Annotated in this window: 19 protein-coding genes and 1 other RNA gene; 8 read left to right on the top strand and 12 right to left on the bottom strand. The window is 65.3% G+C overall.

All coding sequences use genetic code 11. From position 1 onward, the window contains the following. The first annotated feature begins 63 nt into the window (after positions 1-63). The 6 genes from AC3WTC_RS02245 to AC3WTC_RS02220 all read left to right on the top strand — a co-directional run bounded on the left by AC3WTC_RS02245 (position 64) and on the right by AC3WTC_RS02220 (position 7,887). Positions 64-291 carry a hypothetical protein gene (locus tag AC3WTC_RS02245; protein ID WP_025878840.1) on the top strand — a complete coding sequence of 76 codons (228 nt, stop codon included), beginning with the start codon at positions 64-66 and terminating at the stop codon, positions 289-291. Next, positions 288-1,058 carry an SDR family NAD(P)-dependent oxidoreductase gene (locus tag AC3WTC_RS02240; RefSeq protein ID WP_346602479.1) on the top strand — a complete coding sequence of 257 codons (771 nt, stop codon included), beginning with the start codon at positions 288-290 and terminating at the stop codon, positions 1,056-1,058. The genes AC3WTC_RS02245 and AC3WTC_RS02240 overlap by 4 nt, the downstream gene beginning before the upstream one ends. Positions 1,059-1,149: 91 nt before the next feature. Then, positions 1,150-2,373, top strand: coding sequence for an efflux RND transporter periplasmic adaptor subunit (locus AC3WTC_RS02235; protein ID WP_025878842.1), 1,224 nt, complete (start codon positions 1,150-1,152; stop codon positions 2,371-2,373). Between the two features lie 127 nt (positions 2,374-2,500). Continuing rightward, positions 2,501-5,671, top strand: coding sequence for an efflux RND transporter permease subunit (locus AC3WTC_RS02230; protein WP_025878843.1), 3,171 nt, complete (start codon positions 2,501-2,503; stop codon positions 5,669-5,671). 63 nt (positions 5,672-5,734) lie between these two features. Continuing rightward, positions 5,735-6,472 (top strand): SDR family oxidoreductase, encoded by a 738-nt coding sequence (locus tag AC3WTC_RS02225; protein WP_100436105.1) that lies wholly within the window; start codon positions 5,735-5,737, stop codon positions 6,470-6,472. Beyond that, the gene (locus tag AC3WTC_RS02220) at positions 6,466-7,887 is read left to right on the top strand and encodes an efflux transporter outer membrane subunit (protein ID WP_025878845.1); all 1,422 of its coding nucleotides are present in this window, start codon (positions 6,466-6,468) and stop codon (positions 7,885-7,887) included. The genes AC3WTC_RS02225 and AC3WTC_RS02220 overlap by 7 nt, the downstream gene beginning before the upstream one ends. Before the next feature lie 41 nt (positions 7,888-7,928). On the opposite strand, the gene AC3WTC_RS02215 is transcribed toward AC3WTC_RS02220, so the two are convergent. After that, complete coding sequence (locus tag AC3WTC_RS02215) at positions 7,929-8,306, bottom strand: VOC family protein (RefSeq protein ID WP_033830848.1); 378 nt, start codon at positions 8,304-8,306, stop codon at positions 7,929-7,931. A gap of 141 nt (positions 8,307-8,447) precedes the next feature. Here AC3WTC_RS02215 and AC3WTC_RS02210 point away from each other — a divergent pair, with 141 nt between their 5' ends. Continuing rightward, entirely contained in the window at positions 8,448-8,711 is a 264-nt protein-coding gene (locus tag AC3WTC_RS02210; protein WP_025878847.1) for a hypothetical protein, read from the top strand. A gap of 18 nt (positions 8,712-8,729) precedes the next feature. Here the strand turns inward: AC3WTC_RS02210 and AC3WTC_RS02205 are convergent, their stop codons facing one another. From AC3WTC_RS02205 to ssrA, 11 genes are all read right to left on the bottom strand, one after another. After that, positions 8,730-9,584, bottom strand: coding sequence for an endonuclease/exonuclease/phosphatase family protein (locus tag AC3WTC_RS02205; RefSeq protein WP_100436106.1), 855 nt, complete (start codon positions 9,582-9,584; stop codon positions 8,730-8,732). A gap of 135 nt (positions 9,585-9,719) precedes the next feature. Beyond that, positions 9,720-9,959, bottom strand: a complete 240-nt coding sequence (locus AC3WTC_RS02200; RefSeq protein ID WP_223485122.1) for a hypothetical protein — start codon at positions 9,957-9,959, stop codon at positions 9,720-9,722. A 44-nt stretch (positions 9,960-10,003) separates the two neighbouring features. Further along, positions 10,004-10,240, bottom strand: a complete 237-nt coding sequence (locus tag AC3WTC_RS02195; RefSeq protein ID WP_081323692.1) for a hypothetical protein — start codon at positions 10,238-10,240, stop codon at positions 10,004-10,006. Between the two features lie 88 nt (positions 10,241-10,328). Next, positions 10,329-11,033, bottom strand: a complete 705-nt coding sequence (locus tag AC3WTC_RS02190; protein WP_025878851.1) for a PA1136 family autoinducer-binding transcriptional regulator — start codon at positions 11,031-11,033, stop codon at positions 10,329-10,331. A 5-nt stretch (positions 11,034-11,038) separates the two neighbouring features. Next, entirely contained in the window at positions 11,039-11,911 is an 873-nt protein-coding gene (gene hchA, locus AC3WTC_RS02185; protein ID WP_223485126.1) for a glyoxalase III HchA, read from the bottom strand. A 78-nt stretch (positions 11,912-11,989) separates the two neighbouring features. Then, positions 11,990-12,820, bottom strand: a complete 831-nt coding sequence (locus AC3WTC_RS02180) for a hypothetical protein (protein ID WP_492710354.1) — start codon at positions 12,818-12,820, stop codon at positions 11,990-11,992. A gap of 215 nt (positions 12,821-13,035) precedes the next feature. Continuing rightward, complete coding sequence (locus tag AC3WTC_RS02175) at positions 13,036-15,039, bottom strand: esterase/lipase family protein (protein ID WP_492710352.1); 2,004 nt, start codon at positions 15,037-15,039, stop codon at positions 13,036-13,038. A 116-nt stretch (positions 15,040-15,155) separates the two neighbouring features. Further along, positions 15,156-15,623 (bottom strand): hypothetical protein, encoded by a 468-nt coding sequence (locus AC3WTC_RS02170; RefSeq protein ID WP_032977818.1) that lies wholly within the window; start codon positions 15,621-15,623, stop codon positions 15,156-15,158. 92 nt (positions 15,624-15,715) lie between these two features. After that, positions 15,716-16,039 carry a HEAT repeat domain-containing protein gene (locus AC3WTC_RS02165; RefSeq protein ID WP_132825360.1) on the bottom strand — a complete coding sequence of 108 codons (324 nt, stop codon included), beginning with the start codon at positions 16,037-16,039 and terminating at the stop codon, positions 15,716-15,718. Between the two features lie 24 nt (positions 16,040-16,063). After that, positions 16,064-16,417: a TM2 domain-containing protein gene (locus tag AC3WTC_RS02160; RefSeq protein WP_492710444.1), complete on the bottom strand. Its 354-nt coding sequence runs from the start codon at positions 16,415-16,417 to the stop codon at positions 16,064-16,066. Positions 16,418-16,536: 119 nt separating this feature from the next. After that, positions 16,537-16,929: a transfer-messenger RNA gene (ssrA, locus tag AC3WTC_RS02155) on the bottom strand. 163 nt (positions 16,930-17,092) lie between these two features. Between ssrA and AC3WTC_RS02150 the strand changes: the two genes are divergently transcribed. Then, positions 17,093-17,524 (top strand): GNAT family N-acetyltransferase, encoded by a 432-nt coding sequence (locus AC3WTC_RS02150; protein WP_492710349.1) that lies wholly within the window; start codon positions 17,093-17,095, stop codon positions 17,522-17,524. The last annotated feature ends 83 nt before the right edge of the window (positions 17,525-17,607 follow it).

The raw sequence follows: 17,607 nt of genomic DNA, 5'->3' as shown, positions 1-17,607 counted from the left end.
GACTAATCAAGTAGGGGTTTGAGGTCTATCGTGGCGCCATTCGCTAATTGGAGCCCGTCCGCCATGAGCCTGCGCAACATTCTTGCCCGCTTCCGGATTGCCGGCCAGAACGCCCTGGACCTGGCAATGACCGTTGAATCCCGTCCCAGCTCCTTGGTTAACAAGGATTTTCGGGAGTTTACCGCGCCCATGCGTCAGCAGCGTGGCGGTGCCTTGCACCTTGCTTCACACAAGGGTGACCGACTGCGCCGAATCGGGACTATCCCGGATTTGGGAGGAAATGTCCCGTGAATGGGATTCTGACGCCCGAGGTCCTGGTTCTCGGCGGCACCGGTGCCGTGGGCCAGGGTGTGGTCGGCGCATTGCTGGAGGCCGGCAGCCCCGTGCTGGTGGTCGGCCGCGATCCCGGCCGCCTGACGGCGTTGCACGAGCAGTTCGCTGATGAGCCGGGCCTGCAGACGATGCTGGGCTCGCTCAGCGACGACAGTTCGGCACGTGCGCTGGCCGAACGCGTGGCGCAGCGCCCGCGCCCGCTGGCAGCGGTGGTTGCCGCGATGGGCGGCCCGTACAACCGTGGCCGCGTGGTCGAGCGTGGCGGTGACGCCCTGTCGGCGGCATTGCAGGCGGACCTGATGCCGCATGTGCACGCAGTGCACCACCTGCTGCCGCTGCTGCAGGACAACGTGCACGCCCGCCGCTACGTGATGATCGGCAGCCCGGCCGGGCTCAAGCCCTGGGCAGGCTATGGCGAGACCTCGATCACCACCGCCGCGCTGCGCATGTACGCGCAGGTGGTGCACCAGGAAGCGCAAGCCGTAGGCGTACGCGCGCAGATGCTGGAAGTGTGCAGTCCGGTCTGCACGCCGGCCAACGCTGCCAACGCCTGTATTGAATGGCCGAGTTCACTGCTGGTCGGTCGCCGCGTGGTGTCCCTGCTCGACGGGTGCCGCGACAACCGCGCAATCGTCCGTTGCGACAGCAGTGATGCCGAACTGCCACGCGGCCTGCTGCACCTGGAAATACCGCCGCTGTGGCGCGACACCGCAGGCGTTGCTTGACCTCGACTTTGGTTGAGGTCGCAGGATACGCCGCCGAAAGCTGATAGCAATTCTCAAATAGCTGTACCACCCCTCCGTACGGATGCATGCCATGACTTCCCCCAATACCACTCCACATCGTTTCGGTCATCGCATCGCGATGGCTGGCGTGTCGATCCTCGCTGCCGCCGTCCTGGCGGCCTGCAGCGGTGGCCATGCCGAAGAAGCCGGCGCGCCGCCCCCGCCGCAGGTCTCAGCTGCCCCCGTGCTGCTCAAGCAGGTCAGCCAGTGGGATGAATTCAGCGGTCGCGTCGAGGCCGTGCAGAGCGTCGAGCTGCGCCCGCGCGTGTCCGGCTACATCGACAAGGTCAACTACGTTGAAGGCGAAGAAGTGAAGAAGGGCGCCGTCCTGTTCACCATCGATGCCCGCAGCTACCAGGCCGAGTACGACCGCGCCAACGCCGAACTGGCCCGTGCGCGTACCCAGGCGGTGCTGGCCCGCAGCGAGTCCGAGCGTGCCAAGCGCCTGGCCGAACAGCAGGCGATTTCCACCGAGACCGCCGAACAGCGTCGTGCGGCCGCCGACCAGTCCGGTGCGGCGGTGCAGGCTGCGCAGGCCGCGGTGGATGCCGCCCGCCTCAACCTGGAGTTCACCAAGGTGCGTGCGCCGATCGACGGCCGTGCCGGCCGGGCGATGGTCACCGCCGGCAACCTGGTCACCGCTGGCGACAGCGCCAGCGTGCTGACCACGCTGGTCTCGCTGGATACGGTGTTCGTGTACTTCGATGCCGACGAAAGCACCTTCCTTCGCTACGCGCAGATGGCACGCAAGGGCGAGCGCCCGAGCGAGCGCGACAGCGAGCTGCCGGTGAAGATCGGCCTGTCCGGTGAAGAAGGCTACCCGCACTCGGGCAAGGTCGACTTCCTCGACAACCAGGTGACCCGCAGCACCGGCACCATCCGCGTCCGCGCGCTGCTGGACAACGCCGATCGCCAGTTCACCCCGGGCCTGTTCGCCCGCGTGCAGCTGCTCGGCAGCGGCCAGTTCCAGGCCATGCTGATCGACGACAAGGCCGTGCTGACCGACCAGGACCGCAAGTACGTCTATGTGGTCGACAAGGATGGCAAGGCCCAGCGCCGTGACATCCGCCTCGGCCGCACCGCCGAAGGCCTGCGCATCGTCGAGCAGGGCCTGGCCGCCGGTGACAAGGTGATCATCGATGGCGTGCAGAAGGTCTTCATGCCCGGTATGCCGGTGCAGGCGAAGGCGGTGGCGATGCAGCCCACCGCTGCGCCGGCGCCGGGTCGCGATGCAACTGCCGCACTGAACCACTGATCCGCCGGCTCCTGATCCGCGTCCCCGCTTAGCTGCCGGTGCCAGCGGCAGCCGTCACTGCCTTCGCCAGATTGGCGAGGGGCAGGGCGGCTGTTGCCCGCCGACGGCCTTTTCCAGGAATTCTTCCATGGACTTTTCCCGTTTCTTCATCGACAGGCCGATCTTCGCGGCGGTGCTGTCGATCGTGATCTTCGCCGCAGGCCTGATCTCGATTCCGATGCTGCCCATCGGTGAGTACCCCGAAGTGGTGCCGCCGTCGGTGGTCGTACGCACGGTCTACCCGGGCGCCAACCCGAAGGTGATCGCTGAAACCGTGGCCACCCCGCTGGAGGAGGCCATCAACGGCGTTGAGGGCATGATCTACCTCAAGTCGGTGGCCGGTTCCGACGGCGTGCTGCAGATGACCATCACCTTCCGCCCGGGCACCGACCCGGACGAAGCGGCGGTGAAGGTACAGAACCGCGTTGCCCAGGCCCAGGCGCGACTGCCCGAGGACGTGCGCCGGCAAGGCGTGACCACCCAGAAGCAGTCACCCACCTTCCTGATGGTGGTGCACCTGACCTCGCCCAACGGCAAGTACGACACCCTGTACCTGCGCAACTACGCCCGCCTGCACGTCAAGGACGCGCTGGCACGTATCCAGGGCGTCGGCGACGCACAGATCTTCGGCGGTGGTGACTATGCCATGCGCGCCTGGCTGGACCCGGACAAGGTGGCCGCGCGCGGCCTGACCGCCAGCGATGTGGTGCGCGCCATGCGCGAGCAGAACGTGCAGGTCTCGGCCGGCCAGCTCGGCGCCGAGCCGATGCCCAACAGCCAGTTCCTGACCCTGATCAATGCCCAGGGCCGCCTGCGCAGCGAGCAGGAGTTCGGTGACATCGTGCTCAAGAGCGGCACCGACGGTGAAGTGGTGCGGCTGGCGGACGTGGCCCGTGTCGAACTGGGTGCCGGTGACTACACGCTGCGCTCGCAGCTGGACGGCAAGAACGCGGTGGGTATCGGTATCTTCCAGGCCCCCGGCGCCAATGCGTTGGAAATCCGCGATGCGGTGATGGCCAGCATGGATGAGATGCAGAAGACCATGCCGGCCGACGTGAAGTACGAAGCGGTGTATGACACCACCATCTTCGTGCGCGACTCGATCAAGGCCGTGGTCTCCACCTTGCTGGAAGCCATCGCGCTGGTGGTGCTGGTGGTGATCCTGTTCCTGCAGACCTGGCGTGCTTCGATCATCCCGCTCATCGCGGTGCCGGTGTCGATCGTCGGTACGTTCGGCGCGCTGTACCTGCTGGGCTTCTCGATCAACACGCTGAGCCTGTTCGGCCTGGTGCTGGCGATCGGCATCGTGGTCGATGACGCGATCGTGGTGGTGGAAAACGTTGAGCGCAACATCGAAGAAGGCTTGACCCCGCTGGCCGCTGCGCATCAGGCGATGCGCGAAGTGTCCGGGCCGATCATCGCCATCGCGCTGGTGCTGTGTGCGGTGTTCGTGCCGATGGCGTTCCTGTCTGGCGTCACCGGTCAGTTCTACAAGCAGTTCGCGGTCACCATCGCCATCTCCACGGTGATCTCGGCGATCAACTCGCTGACCCTGTCGCCGGCCCTGGCGGCCCGCCTGCTCAAGCCGCATGGCGCGCCGAAGGATGCCCCGACCCGCATCATCGACCGTCTGTTCGGCTGGGTGTTCCGTCCGTTCAACCGCTTCTTCAAGTCCAGCTCGGAAAAGTACGAGCGTGGCGTGTCGAAGATCCTCGGTCGTCGTGGTGCGGTGTTCGTGGTGTATGCGGTGCTGCTGGTCGGTACCGGCTTCATCTTCAAGCTGGTGCCGCCGGGCTTCATTCCGACCCAGGACAAGCTGTACCTGATCGCCGGCGTGAAGCTGCCGGAGGGTTCGTCGATCGCGCGTACCGATGAAATGCTGCGCAAGGTCGCCAAGATCGCCCAGGAAACCGACGGTGTGGCTCACACCATTTCGTTCCCGGGCCTGAATGCCCTGCAGTTCACCAACACGCCCAACACCGGTGTTGCGTTCATTCCGCTCAAGCCGTTCAGTGAGCGCCATGGCCGCACCGCGGCGCAGATCAATGCGGAGATCAACCAGAAGATCGCAGGCCTGCAGGAAGGGTTCGCCTTCGCCATGATGCCGCCGCCGATCCTCGGCCTCGGTAACGGCAACGGCTACCAGATGTTCATCCAGGACCGTGGCAACCTCGGCTATGGCGCATTGCAGAACGCGGTGCAGTCGATGCAGGGTGCGGTTGCACAGACCCCGGGCATGGCCTTCCCGATCACCAGCTACCAGGCCAACGTGCCGCAGCTGGATGCCGAGGTGGACCGTGTCAAGGCGAAGGCCCAGGGCGTACAGCTGACCGAGTTGTTCGATACGCTGCAGACCTACCTGGGTTCGGCCTACGTCAACGACTTCAACCAGTTCGGACGTACCTGGCAGGTGATCGCGCAGGCCGATGGCCAGTTCCGTGACAGCGTCGAAGACATCGGCAAGCTGCGGACCCGCAACGACCGTGGCGAGATGGTGCCGATCGGCTCGATGGTCACCGTCAAGGAAACCTACGGTCCGGACCCGGTACTGCGCTTCAACGGCTACCCGGCCGCTGACCTGGCCGGTGAAGCCGACCCGCGTGTGCTGTCCTCGGCCGAAGCGATGAACAACCTCACCGCCATCGCCGCCAAGGTGCTGCCGGTGGGCATGGCTACCGAATGGACCGACCTGAGCTACCAGCAGGCGACCCAGGGCAAGGCGGCCTTCATCGTGTTCCCGGTGGCGATCATGCTCGCCTTCCTGGTGCTGGCCGCGCTGTACGAAAGCTGGTCGCTGCCGCTGGCGGTGATCCTGATCGTGCCGATGACCCTGCTGTCCGCGCTGTTCGGCGTGTGGATGACCGGCGGCGACAACAACGTGTTCGTGCAGGTCGGCCTGGTGGTGCTGATGGGCCTGGCGTGCAAGAACGCGATCCTGATCGTCGAGTTCGCCAGAGAGCTGGAAATGGGCGGCAAGGGCATCGTCGAAGCGGCACTGGAAGCCTGCCGCCTGCGTCTGCGCCCGATCGTGATGACCTCCATCGCCTTCATCGCCGGCACCGTGCCGCTGGTGCTGTCGCATGGCGCTGGCGCCGAAGTGCGCTCGGTGACCGGCATCACGGTGTTCGCCGGCATGCTGGGCGTGACCCTGTTCGGCCTGTTCCTGACCCCGGTGTTCTACGTGGCACTGCGCAAGTTCGTCACCCGCAACGGTGGTGGCCAGCTGGTGCAGCACGGCGAGCCGACCATCCACCACTGACATGGAAAACAGCGGCGCCGGCAATCACCGGCGCCCGCTTCCCCCTACCAAGGCAACGAATCCATGAACACCCATCAGAACAAGATCGCGCTGGTCACCGGCGCAACCCGCGGCATCGGCCTGGAAACCGTGCGCCAGTTGGCACAGGCCGGCGTGCACACGCTGCTGGCCGGGCGCAAGCGCGAAACCGCAGTGGATCTGGCGTTGAAGCTGCAGGCCGAGGGCCTGCCGGTGGAAGCGCTGCAGCTGGACGTCAATGATGGCGCCAGCATCGCCGAGGCGGTCGAGCAGGTGCGTCAGCGCCATGGTCGTCTGGACATCCTCGTCAACAACGCCGGCATCATGATCGAGAACCCAGCGCAACTGCCGTCGGAGCAGTCGCTGGACACCTGGCGTCGCACGTTCGAGACCAACGTGTATGCGCTGGTGGCGGTGACCCAGGCGTTCCTGCCGCTGATCAAGCAGGCCAAGTCCGGCCGCATCGTCAACGTCTCCAGCATGCTCGGCTCGCAGACCCTGCATGCCGATCCGACCTCGGGCATCTACGACTTCAAGATCCCGGCCTACAACGCGTCCAAGGCCGCGGTGAACAGCTGGACCCTGGCCCTGGCCCATGAACTGCGCAGTACCCCGATCAAGGTCAACACCGTGCACCCCGGTTACGTGAAAACCGATATGAACGGTGGCAACGGCGAGATTGAAATCGCCGAAGGCGCGCGTTCCAGCGTGCAGATGGCGCTGATCGGCGAGTCCGGCGCCAGCGGCAGCTTCACCTACCTGGGCGAGGTGCTGCCATGGTGATCCGTACCCTGGCGATGGCCGTCTCCAGCCTGGTGCTGGCGGGCTGTGTCAGCGTCGGCCCCAACTACAAGGCACCGGTGCAGGAGCCCGTCGTCCTGCAGGGTGCACAGCAGCCGGTCTTCAGCACCACTTCGCCGGTGGCCAGCTGGTGGGCGCAGTTCGATGACCCGGTGCTTGAAGAACTGGTGCACGGCGCGCTGTCGGACAACCTGGACCTGCGCGTGGCTGTCGCCCGTGTCAGCCAGGCCCGTGCCGTGTTTGTCGAGAGCCGCTTCGACCAGGCGCCACACGTTACCGCTGGCGGCAGCTACGACCGCCGCAAGCAACCCGATCCGCAGCTGGGTGGGCAGCGGGTGTTCAGTGAAAGCTACCAGCTCGGCTTCGATGCGGGCTGGGAGCTGGATCTGTTCGGCCGCAAGCGCCGAGCTGCAGAGGCTGCGCGTGCCGACCTGGACGCCGAGCAGGCCAACCTTGCCGACGCGCAGGTGCTGATCGCTGCCGAAGTGGCACGCAACTACTTCGAACTGCGTGGCACCCAGAAGCGCATCGCGGTGGCCCAGCGCACCCTGGTCAACCTGCGCGATACGCAGCGGCTGACCGAGGCGCGCTGGGAACTGGGTGCCGGCAGCGAGCTGGACGTGCAGAGCAGCCGGGCACGGTTGAAAGCCATCGAGGCCGACATCCCCCTGTTGGAAGTGGCCGAGACGCAGTCGCGCAACCGGTTGGCTGTCCTGCTTGGCCAGCGCCCGGAAGTGCTGACCGCCATGCTGGCGCCGCACGAAGTGCCGGCGTTTGCCAAGGCACTGCCGCTGGGTGATACCCGCGAACTGCTGCGCCAGCGTGCCGACGTGCGCGTGGCCGAGCGTCGCCTGGCTGCCGCCACCGCGCGTGTCGGCGTGGCCACGGCCGATCTGTTCCCGCGGTTGTCGCTGTCCGGCTTCGTCGGCTTCCTTGGCGGCGATGCCAGTGGCCTGGTCAACGGCAACAACAAGGCCTGGTCGCTGACCCCGTCGTTGAGCTGGGCGGCATTCGACTTCGGTACGGTCAAGGCACGCCTGCGTGCCAGCAAGGCCGAGGCCGAAGGCGTGGCCGCGCAGTACGAACAGGCGGTGCTGCTGGCGTTGGAAGACACCGAAAACGCGTTGACCCGCTACTCCAAGCAGCAGGCACGGCTGGCCATCGTGGTCGAGCAGGCGCAGGCGGCGCGGCGTGCCGAATCGCTGGCGCAGATCCGCTACCGCGAAGGGTCGGAGGACTTCCTGACCCTGCTGGACGCGCAGCGCACGCAGCTGGTGGCCGATGATGCACTGGCGGCCGCCGAATCAGAGGTCAATGTCAGTGTTGTGGGTGTGTACAAGGCACTTGGTGGCTGGGGCCAGTCACCGCAGGCGCCGAGCGTGGCGCAGGCGCGCTGATCAACGGGGGACGGAAGCATCTGCTTCCGTCCCTTTTTTCATCACGGCCAGTGGTTGGCCGGAGCATCGTGATCACGCATGCGCACGATGCAGAATCGATGGCCGGTGGGCGCTTCCATCACCCACCAGCGTTTGACGAAACCGACCCGGCGGGCACCGAGTTTTTCCAGCCTTTCGGCTTCGGCGTCGATGTCGTCGCTTTCGATATCCAGATGCACCCGCGACGGGTGATCGACCCGCTGCACCTCCACGTTCAATCCCGCCGGCGCGCCCGTCAGATCGGCATACTCTGCGTCGCCTTCAGCACGGGCGGGCTCGGCCTGCAGGCCCAGCGCTGCGGCCCAGAAGCGCGCGCTGTCTGCGGCGGGTGTGTCCTGGCAATCGATGATGAACCCGGCCAGTCGGCTGCGATGGGTCATGCGTTGTCTCCGCTCAACGAGGATGCTGGCAGGGTAGCGCGTGGGCCGCCGTGGACGTTCTCGCCGCTGTGACGTTTCTGACTCTGCCGGAAGTGCCGCCCGCCGTGTAACTAGTGGGGAAAAACCACGGGAGGACAGGACATGGGCGAACAGAAGCAATCGGCGCAACGGACGCTGCTCGGTGATCCCGGCCTGCCGGGGGCCGGGCTGTCGGTCGGCGTGGTGGTGTTATTGGTACTGGCAGCGATGGCCGCGGTGATCGGCTTCGTGCGCCTGCCCGATTCAATGCTGGGTGTTGGCCTTGTCGGCATTGCGGTGTTCCTTGCCGTCGGCGCGCGCATCTGCCAGGCGCGCGACCAGCACCAGGCGCTGTACCGCCTGCTGGGCAAGCGACCGTCGCCGTAGCGACGGTCGCCGCATTGCTCAGGGCTTCGGCCACTCCAGCTCAACCACCAGCGGGAAGTGGTCGGAGGGCAGTACGCCGTCGATGCGGCGGTCATCGGTCAGGAAGCTGCGCGCGTGGAAGCCACGTACCAGCACCCAGTCCAGCTCGGCGGTCGCCGTTCCTGTGAAGTTGTGGAAGGTCAGGCGCGGACCCTGCGGCGACTTGACCTGGCGACGGGTGTCCTGAAGCACCCGGGTGAAGGCCTGGTAGGTGCCGCCGCCGGGCTCGCTGTTGAAATCACCGGTCAGTACCACCGGCAGGTCGGAAGGCAGCGCGGCCACGCGCGTGGCAATCAGTTCGGCTCCCTTGATCCGGCGCGGTTCGTCCTCGTCGCGGTAGGGCAGGTGGGTGTTCATGAAGTAGAAGCGACGGCCATCATCCAGGCGGCGGAACACGGCCCAGGTGACCATGCGCGGGAACAGGTTGCCCCAGCTGATGCTGCCTGCGACCTCGGGCGTATCGGACAGCCAGAAGTTGCCTGACTCTTCCACCGCCAGCACCTTGCTGTCGTAGAACACGCCCATGTGTTCGTCGCCACTGCCACCGCGGCGGCCTTCGCCGAACCAGCGATAGTCGGGCAGGTGTTCGGCCAGGTAATTGGCCTGCTCCAGCACCAGCTCCTGGGTGCCGATCACCGCCGGATGCGCCTGCTGGATCACCTTGACCATGGCATCGCGGCGGTCTTCCCAGCGCTTGCCAGGGTCGGTGTCGGCAGGGGTGCGCACGTTGAAGGACATCACCTTCAACGGCGCGGGCGATGCTGCCCAGGTGGCGGCGGGCAGTGCAAAAGCCAGGAGTGCGCAGAGCGCGGACGTGCGGAAGCGATACAACATCGTGGAATCCCTCCATTCCATGAAAGCGGTTTCATGGAGGATGCCATGGAAGGCAAGGGCAGCGGTATGCCGGGATGGGCGGCTGCAAGGGCCGGGCGGACGGCGTGCGACCGCCCGGCTGATGCCGCTGGGCGATCAGGGGTCGTACATCATCCCGTTCTCGTCGCGGTTGTAGTGGTCGCTGGCCACGCGGGTGCCATCGTCATAGACCACGTACAGCGTGCAACGCTGGTGGATGCCGAAGCCGGCCCGGAAGGGCACGCACTCTTCCTGCAGCCCGACTTCTTCGGCGGCATTTGCCGGCGCTGAAGGCACCAGCGCGGCAAGCGCCAGCACGGCACCGAATGAACACGCGAACAGTTTCTTGTGCAGCATCATCGATCACACTCCTTGTAGTCGTAGTCGGTGTTCAATCCAGATCAGTCCGCCGGGAGGTACCACTGGCCGTTCTGGTCGATCCAGTACACCGACGTGAAAACGGTGCCATCTGCCAGCGTGCGGGTAACTGTGCAGCGTTGATGCACAAGGTTTGGCCCCAGTCTTACGGGCACGCAATCGGTCGTCGATCCGGGAGACCCGGCCGCGTGGCTGCTCGCCGGTACCACACTGCCCACTGCCAATATCAATGCGGCCATCGAGGCCAGTTGCAGTTTCATAAGCATCATCCTTGCTTTCTGCAATCGCGCACATGCGCCTGGCCTGTTTAACATGCGACCGCAGTAGCCGGAAGTGCCGCGCCTGCGCTCAGTCTCCGATCTCACCGCGCCGGCTTGCCGCGCGCACTGCCTGCGCCGTGGTCGCCACGCCCAGCCGCTGGCGTGCTCTGCGCAGGTGGTTTTCCACCGTGCGTGTGGACAGCCCCAAAGTCGCAGCGATATCGGCCTGGCGACGACCAGCGGCAACCCAGCGCAGGACCTCACGCTCGCGGGCGCTGAGGGTGCCGGCAGGCACAACCGCCGGGGCGACAGACAGCCGATGCGCCATACGGAAGGCGGCGGTGCCAATCAGCTCCAGCAGCAACCGTGCCGATGGAGATGCGTCGATCGTGCGTCCTCCCCAGCTGACTGCCCCTTCCAGGCCGGTCGCACCGAACACCGGCACCTGCAGGCCGTGCAGTCCTTCGCCGCGCGGTTGCCGCACGACCTGGTAGCGCTCGCCGCGCACGCCCTGCTGCTTGCTCCAGAAGAACGGCGCATCGCTGTCCAGCACATGGCGATTGACCGGGCACGCATGCAGGTAGTGCGCCACGCCACTGCTGGCGCCCTCGCCGAACCAATCGCCATCGATCCAGTACAGGCGCTGCGCGCCTCGGTCCAGATCGGTGCCGGTAGCGAACATCAGCGTGCGGTCATAACCCAGCGGCGCGCCGACGCCGCGCAGTACGGTACCGATGGCTGCCAGCGAACGTGCACGTTCCAGCACCAGCAATGACTGCACAACGGTATCCATGCCGGTCAGCGTGCGGCCAACGCATCCAGCAGGGTGCGCGCAGCCAGCTTGCCCAGCGCATTGCCCGCCAGCGGGCTGTCGCCGGTCAACAGCAGGCGGTCCTGCATCACGCTGCCATCGATGCCCTCGTTGACGATCTGCACGCCCTGCTGGGCCAGGCGCTCACCGAAGAACCACGGCAGTTGACCAGGCATGTAGCCGATATCCGGGGTCTGCCGGTCCATCGCATCGGGGAAGGCGCAGATCCGATGCCCGCGGAACAATGAACCGCCACCGGCTTCATCCACGCCGGCCGCCAGCAGCGCGGCAGGGCCGTGACAGAGGGTGATGATGTGACGTTGATTGTCCACCGCCCACTGCAGGGTGGCCTTCACCGCGCGGCTTTCCGGCAGGCCGATCAACGCACCGTGACCGCCGGGAATGAACACCGCGGCATAGTCCGAACCGGCATCGAGGGCGGCCGCCACGTCGTCCAGGTGCAGAGGCTGGCGGAAGCGGGGTTCGTAGTGTTCGTACAGGCCGCCGATCTCGCGGTCTTCGCGTGGGAACGCCCACCATTCAAACTTCACCGGGTTGCCCGACAGCGTCGCCACGTCGATGCCGAAACCGGCCTTGTGCAGGTGATACATCGGCAGCAGCGTCTCCACCGGATGGTTGCCGGTCGAGAACAGGTGGCCGTTGGCGGTCGGCAGATAGCGTTCGTCGGCGGCGATCATCAGCACTTTCCAGCGTCCGTCACGGCGGGCATCGGGATAGTCCGCGCCGGACAGATCGGTGGTTGCCGAAGTGAACTGGGACAGCGAGTACGGCGACGGGAAAAACGCATCCCGCTCGGCCGGATCGGGGCTGGGCTGACGGCTGGGTTCTGACGTGTTCATGCGGACCTCCTGCGGAAGAGAGTGGTCACCTTAGCCAGAGCGCTGCGTACGCACGATGAGGGATTTCCCCCAATGCGATCAGGCAGGGTGCGCTTGCTGAACCCGCTGGTAGGCGTCGTCCAGCATTGCCAGAAACGCCTGTCGCTGCGCGGCATCAAGTACCACCGCGCGTTCGAACGCATCCACGCTCGCACTACAGTCTGCCAGTGTGTCGTCGTTGTAGAGGGCCTGATGCCGTTCCCATGCTCCGCCTGCCTTCAGGTACAGCCACTTGTCGAACAGGTGCAGCGGGCTCCCGTTGTCCAGTTGCAGGGGACGGGTGGTCCTGGTGTGGGCCAGCACGCTGCGCAGCGCAGGTGAATCGTGAAGCTGGCTTGCCCAGACGTGGTTGCCAAGATGTTGCTCGGCAAAGCGCAGGATCGCCTGGTGATCATCCTCCAACCCGGCCTCGTAGAGTGCCTGCGGCACCCGCAGGTGCCGGCGATCGAACAGCCACTTCAGTACCAGCGTTGCCGCCTGCGGGGTGGTGTTGTGTTCATTGCCAGGGTCGAAATCATGATGGCCGATGAACTCGCGGTCCTCATGCAGATTGAGCTGGATGGTGTCCACGCGCTGCCTGAGCTTGCAGAACCAGAGCTTGATGTCGACGTCCCCGGTAAGCGGCTTTTCAAAATAGGCGGTGTCGCCGAATTCTTCCAAACGGCCGTTGAAGTACGCCAGGCAGTCCTGGAGCGTGGCTGATGGCTGCACGTATCCGTCCCAGAAGCCTTCGGGCTTTGGCGGATTGCCCTTGGGCCGGCGACTGAACAGGGTGGCGGACTTGAAGTGGCTCAGCAGGCTGCCACGCGCTCCGACGGTGGGCGGATAGAAGCGATCATTGATGATGTCGAAGGCAAAGTAGAACTCCATGTCGTGGAGCTTGTCCTTGACCGATTTCTGCCCCTGGTTCGCGCTGATCGTGGTCGGGGGCTTGCCGATACCGTGCTGCGCGAACCATGCCTGCAGATGAGCATCCGAGCCCTTGCTGCCGAGCAGCTCGACCAGTGTTGAGATATGCATTCCATTGCCTCGTTGTCGGTGGCCCGGACGGGAAAGCGCGGGCCATGGTTGCTGTAAGTCGTGCGCTACTTCGCCGGCAGAGGATGAGCCTCCATGTCCTCATGCAGGATGCGGCGAAGTTCGACGATGGCCGGCGTGGCTTCCTGCACGCTGTGACCGGACACGATCACCTTTTCCGAGACGGCCTTCGGCAGATGCGAGCTCCAGTAGGGAACCAGTCCATCGTCGGTCTTTTCAAGCGGGCCTTCGGCCTGGGTCCGCGCGATGATCGAGTGGTAACGCACCTTCGGCGATATCGGCAGATCGGCCACGGCCTTGACGAAGGCATCGTCCTTGTCCAGGTTCTGGATGCTGTTCATCTGGTAGCCGTGCTTGTCATCGTTGCGCTCGACCTTGCCGTCGTTTGCCAATGTCGCGACATCCTCCAGCACCGTCAGCGGCAGGCGCACGAAGCGGCCGAGCCAGCGCCCCAGGCGCGTGCCGGCAACATCGGTGCCGCGATGGGGGGTAGCGATGAACACCACCCGTGAGATCTCCGGTTCCGGCTGGAATGTCAGCACCGGCGCGCCCTTCGTACGCAGCAGTTCGCGCTGCGCCGGGGTCATCTGCGCAGTCGCCAGCAGGGTGTCGACCAGATGGTCGCCGGAGGAGGACACCATCAGCCGCGAAATCACCCCGCCCATGCTGTGCGCGACCACCACCATGTCGCGCGATGCGAGCGCCTTGCCGGTTGGGTCGAAGTGCTGCAGTGCCTCGTGCAGGATCCGCCGGATCTCATCGTGGCTTAGGGCGATCGGCATGTTGGTCGGGTAGTAGAACTGCCAGATCTGGAAGTCGCCGCGGATCTCATCGTCACGCATCAGTTCGTTGGCCACGTTGACCCACGCCTCCGGGCTGCTGGCCAGGCCATGGATCATCAGCAGCACGCGGCGGTCCGGATCGTACGGCTGCATCATGAAAAGATGCGGCTTGTCGATGCCGCCCTTGCCGCCGAACAGCGTACGCAGCGATTGCCGGCTGAAGTTGGAGCGGGCCAGCCACAGCGCGTAACCGGCGGTGAAGTTCGCCGCCAGTGGCACCTGCTCGCCGTGCAGTTCCACCACCGCCACCTGATAGGGGTCGTGGATCTCCAGTTCCGGCTCGTCGTCGTGCAGCACTTCCCACAGGTTGTTGCCGGAAAAACGCAACAGCACGGTCATCGACGGCGACGGCATCTCGCTCCAGTCGCGCTCGGCCTTCGTTGCGGTACCAGCGGCGGCGGCCGCCAGGCCGGTGCTGGCCGGGTCTGCCATCACCGCCACCAGTTCGGCGCCGAAGCCATCGCGGCGATGCACGCTGCGCAGGGTGCCGGTGAAGGACATCGATGCGGCCGGTACCAGTTCCAGCGGCTCGCGGGTGTCCGCTGCCGGGCCATCGTCGGCAGGCGCCAGTACGAAGGTCCAGCGTCCCAGCTGGAACCGCCCGTTGTCGTTGCGCACCTGCTTGCTCGAATAGGCTTCGAACAGCAGCACGGCTGATTCCTGCACGGCCAGGTTGTAGTAGTCGCGCACCTGGGTCTGGCGGTCTTCGAAGCCACGCTGGTTGGCGGTGCGTTCGGTGAAGAACAGATATGCATAGGATTGCCGCGCGATCTGCATCCACGCATCCAGGCGCGGCTGGAAGGTCGGGTCAGGCGGGGCGGTCGCGGCCTTGCTGCGGGCCACCGACGCCGACTCGCGCTTCGGCGCCGGCATCGTCATCGCGTACTGCACCCACAGTTCGGCCAGCGCCGAGCGCTTGTCTTCCTCGCGCACGACGATGCTGCCCTCCATCGCCTCGATGCAGGGCAGGCCGGGTTTGGCACAGGCGCCCTCGTCCAGGCCGGCCACGCGCAGGGTCTCCATGGTGGCCGCGCTGAGCTTGCCGCTGGTGAGGATGTCGCCGCGCTTGAGCGCGATGTACTGTCCTGGCGTGACCGTGCCCACCTGCACCGATGGGCCGAACTGGCGCAGCGTCGCGCACCCGCTCAGGGCGAGCAGGGCAACGAGGACGAAGGTGGTGCGGATGACGCCGATGCCTGTTCTTTCCATGTGAACTCCCTGCGCTGGCGCCACTCTAGCGGCAGGCGTGTCAACGCGGAAGCAGGCCTGCGGCAGCGCCGGACCGTGCCCGGCGAACCCCGCCTGTCAGCCGGTCTCCCCGCAGATCAACCCTCGATCAGGCAGGTCACCGCAGCCGAATAACCTTCGTAGTCGTCACCGGCACCCACATGCAGCGTGTGCGTGGCATCAATCTTCTTGAGGTAGGAAGGCGCTTCGGTCTCGGCCGCGTCGTTGACCGTCGTCACTCCCCAGGATCGGGCCAAACGCTGGTGATCGACGCCCTGCAGATACACATGCAGGCTCTTGTAGGGCTTGGAAATGCTCACATCCGCGCTGGCTACGGTGCCTCCGAACAGCGCCACCGGCTTGCCCTTGGGCTCGAACACGCTGCCGGGGTCGCGGCTCAGGCCGGCGGCATGGAATGCCTGCTCCACCTGCGCTTCAGTGAAATCGGAACCCGCCTTGCAGGCCAGCAGAGTTTCCAGCGCGGTGGTGCTGGTTGCCGGAGGTGCGGCAACAGCGGCGGTTGTCAAGGGCAGGCCCAGCATCAGGGCGATAAGCGGCTTGTTCATTGCAGATCCTTCTGTATGTCGCGGAGCAGCGGAGGCGCCGGCACCAAGTCCGGGAAGACAGGCTGAAGTGTGGGGCAGGGCAGCGTTGTCGGCTAGGCCCCCTCGCTGGGCTGCCAAGGAATTCCCCGATCAAGGGCATCCAAGGCCAGTTGCGCCCACTGGCGGACCTCTTCCAACGGATGCTGCAGCTCAGCCCGCAGGGTCGGGCTGACCGTGCTGTCGCCTGATTCGCCGAGCAGTTCCAGCAGCTTTCCGCGCGAGTAACCATCATCCACCGCCGGCAGCCGGGCAAGCAGGTGGGGCACCGCAATGGCCGCGGCCGGGCGGGGACCCCAGTAGGCGTCTTCATAGGTTGCCGGATCCTGATCCAGGATCTGGTCGAGCCAGGAGACAACGTCGATTCTGTCGAGATCCATGGCAGCCCCTCCCGTAGCCAAGGATTACACCATCTGCACGCCAGAGGCGTCGGTTTCCACTGTGATCATTTCCACCAGTGCCCATAGGCCGGTGAACAGCACGCCGATCAAGAGCCAGCCCAACAACAGCGTGATCAGTAGTTGGCAGACCGCGCGTCCGAGGTAACCGGCATAGAAGTTGTGGACGCCGAAAATGCCCAGGAACAAGGCGAGCAGGATGTAGATGGCACGGTTCCTGGGGATAGGCGCGGATTGCGAAACCGGTGCCGCATAGACAGCGTCGATTGGCTGCTGAGTGGCCGGTGGGGCAGCTGCATCGCAGGTCGGGCAGATCGCCGTATCGCTGCGTGCCTTGCAGTTGCATTCGGAGCTGTTCATCAACGCCACGGTGCTTCTCCTTGTCGAGGCAGCGGTTCTGGACTTGATGCGGCCAACAAAAAAGCCAGACCCCAATCGACGGGAGATCTGGCTTTTCGTGCCCCGAAGGACGGTACAAATGGTGGAGGTGGGCGGAATTGAACCGCCGTCCGAAGGCACTCCATCCCCAGCACTACATGCTTAGCTCACCGTTGAATCTCATCCCCGAGCAGCACGGTGTGCAAAGCGCACCCGGGAACCAGCCTGTTGTGTTCTTGTGCCGGACTGACAGGCAGCCGCCCAGCGCGATTCCATGATAATGACTCTACGCTGCGAGCATGGACACAAGCAGTTTCGAGGCTCCGCCTAAGTCGGCAGAAGGTCACGCACCGCAGTTTTTAGGCTGCGAGAGCGACCGGAGCGTAGTTGTCGTCGTTGGCAACTAGAGTTTTGCAGCTGGATTTACGAGGAAAGCTACCCCCTCGGCATGCGCCAGGCGACTTCACAACCCCCGTCGAAACCAATGCACCCCCGGTTTCTTCAAGTTCTGCAAGGTACGAGGCCTGTTCCGTGTCGCCACGGTCAGTGCCTGCCCAACGCTGCGCATGCTACGCCAAAAAACCTGAACAGTCACCCGCTTCCGCAGGTCGCTTGCTAGCATCGGCGGTTCCGATAGCCGCTCAGGGAACGGACCGCATGCAGCTCGAAATCGCCGTGACCGACGCCCCCAGCCCGCAAGCACTGGAGCTGATTGCCGATGGCCTGGATCAGTTCAATCTGCAGGCGGCCGGCCATGCCGATCGACGCACCTTGGCCGTGCTGGCCACCGATCCGGCCAGCGGCGAAGTGGTGGGTGGCTTGAGCGGGCGCACCTCGCTGGGCCTGTTGTTCATCGACCTGTTCTACCTGCCGCCCGCACACCGGGGTAATGGCATGGGGTCGCAGATGCTTGCCGCTGCCGAAGAGGAAGCACGCCGGCGCGGCTGCCGTTCCGCCGTGCTCTACACCATCAGCTTCCAGGCGCCGGACTTCTATGTGAAGCATGGCTGGACCGTATTCGGCCAGGTCCCGTGCGATCCGCCGGGGACCAGTCGCGTGTTCCTCAGCAAGGATCTCCGCGCGGCGTGAATGGCAGGCGTCGGCCGGTCGTCACGCCAATCCGCAACATGTTGTAGAGCGTCCGTCATAGCGGATTGCTAACGTCGTGGGCA

The sequence above is a fragment of the Stenotrophomonas sp. FW305-C-20-S1 genome, from assembly GCF_058783335.1.
Note: the sequence above shows the minus strand (reverse complement) of the source record. Positions and strands in the feature narration are given on the sequence as shown.

Excerpts from the sequence above, each read along its gene's own strand:
- AC3WTC_RS02245 (WP_025878840.1), top strand. The coding sequence starts at position 64 with ATGAGCCTGCGCAACATTCTTGCCCGCTTCCGGATTGCCGGCCAGAAC.
- AC3WTC_RS02235 (WP_025878842.1), top strand. The coding sequence starts at position 1,150 with ATGACTTCCCCCAATACCACTCCACATCGTTTCGGTCATCGCATCGCG.
- AC3WTC_RS02230 (WP_025878843.1), top strand. The coding sequence starts at position 2,501 with ATGGACTTTTCCCGTTTCTTCATCGACAGGCCGATCTTCGCGGCGGTG.
- AC3WTC_RS02225 (WP_100436105.1), top strand. The coding sequence starts at position 5,735 with ATGAACACCCATCAGAACAAGATCGCGCTGGTCACCGGCGCAACCCGC.
- AC3WTC_RS02220 (WP_025878845.1), top strand. The coding sequence starts at position 6,466 with ATGGTGATCCGTACCCTGGCGATGGCCGTCTCCAGCCTGGTGCTGGCG.
- AC3WTC_RS02215 (WP_033830848.1), bottom strand. The coding sequence starts at position 8,306 with ATGACCCATCGCAGCCGACTGGCCGGGTTCATCATCGATTGCCAGGAC.
- AC3WTC_RS02210 (WP_025878847.1), top strand. The coding sequence starts at position 8,448 with ATGGGCGAACAGAAGCAATCGGCGCAACGGACGCTGCTCGGTGATCCC.
- AC3WTC_RS02205 (WP_100436106.1), bottom strand. The coding sequence starts at position 9,584 with ATGTTGTATCGCTTCCGCACGTCCGCGCTCTGCGCACTCCTGGCTTTT.
- AC3WTC_RS02200 (WP_223485122.1), bottom strand. The coding sequence starts at position 9,959 with ATGCTGCACAAGAAACTGTTCGCGTGTTCATTCGGTGCCGTGCTGGCG.
- AC3WTC_RS02195 (WP_081323692.1), bottom strand. The coding sequence starts at position 10,240 with ATGAAACTGCAACTGGCCTCGATGGCCGCATTGATATTGGCAGTGGGC.
- AC3WTC_RS02190 (WP_025878851.1), bottom strand. The coding sequence starts at position 11,033 with ATGGATACCGTTGTGCAGTCATTGCTGGTGCTGGAACGTGCACGTTCG.
- hchA (WP_223485126.1), bottom strand. The coding sequence starts at position 11,911 with ATGAACACGTCAGAACCCAGCCGTCAGCCCAGCCCCGATCCGGCCGAG.
- AC3WTC_RS02180 (WP_492710354.1), bottom strand. The coding sequence starts at position 12,820 with ATGGAGTTCTACTTTGCCTTCGACATCATCAATGATCGCTTCTATCCG.
- AC3WTC_RS02175 (WP_492710352.1), bottom strand. The coding sequence starts at position 15,039 with ATGGAAAGAACAGGCATCGGCGTCATCCGCACCACCTTCGTCCTCGTT.
- AC3WTC_RS02170 (WP_032977818.1), bottom strand. The coding sequence starts at position 15,623 with ATGAACAAGCCGCTTATCGCCCTGATGCTGGGCCTGCCCTTGACAACC.
- AC3WTC_RS02165 (WP_132825360.1), bottom strand. The coding sequence starts at position 16,039 with ATGGATCTCGACAGAATCGACGTTGTCTCCTGGCTCGACCAGATCCTG.
- AC3WTC_RS02160 (WP_492710444.1), bottom strand. The coding sequence starts at position 16,417 with ATGAACAGCTCCGAATGCAACTGCAAGGCACGCAGCGATACGGCGATC.
- AC3WTC_RS02150 (WP_492710349.1), top strand. The coding sequence starts at position 17,093 with ATGCAGCTCGAAATCGCCGTGACCGACGCCCCCAGCCCGCAAGCACTG.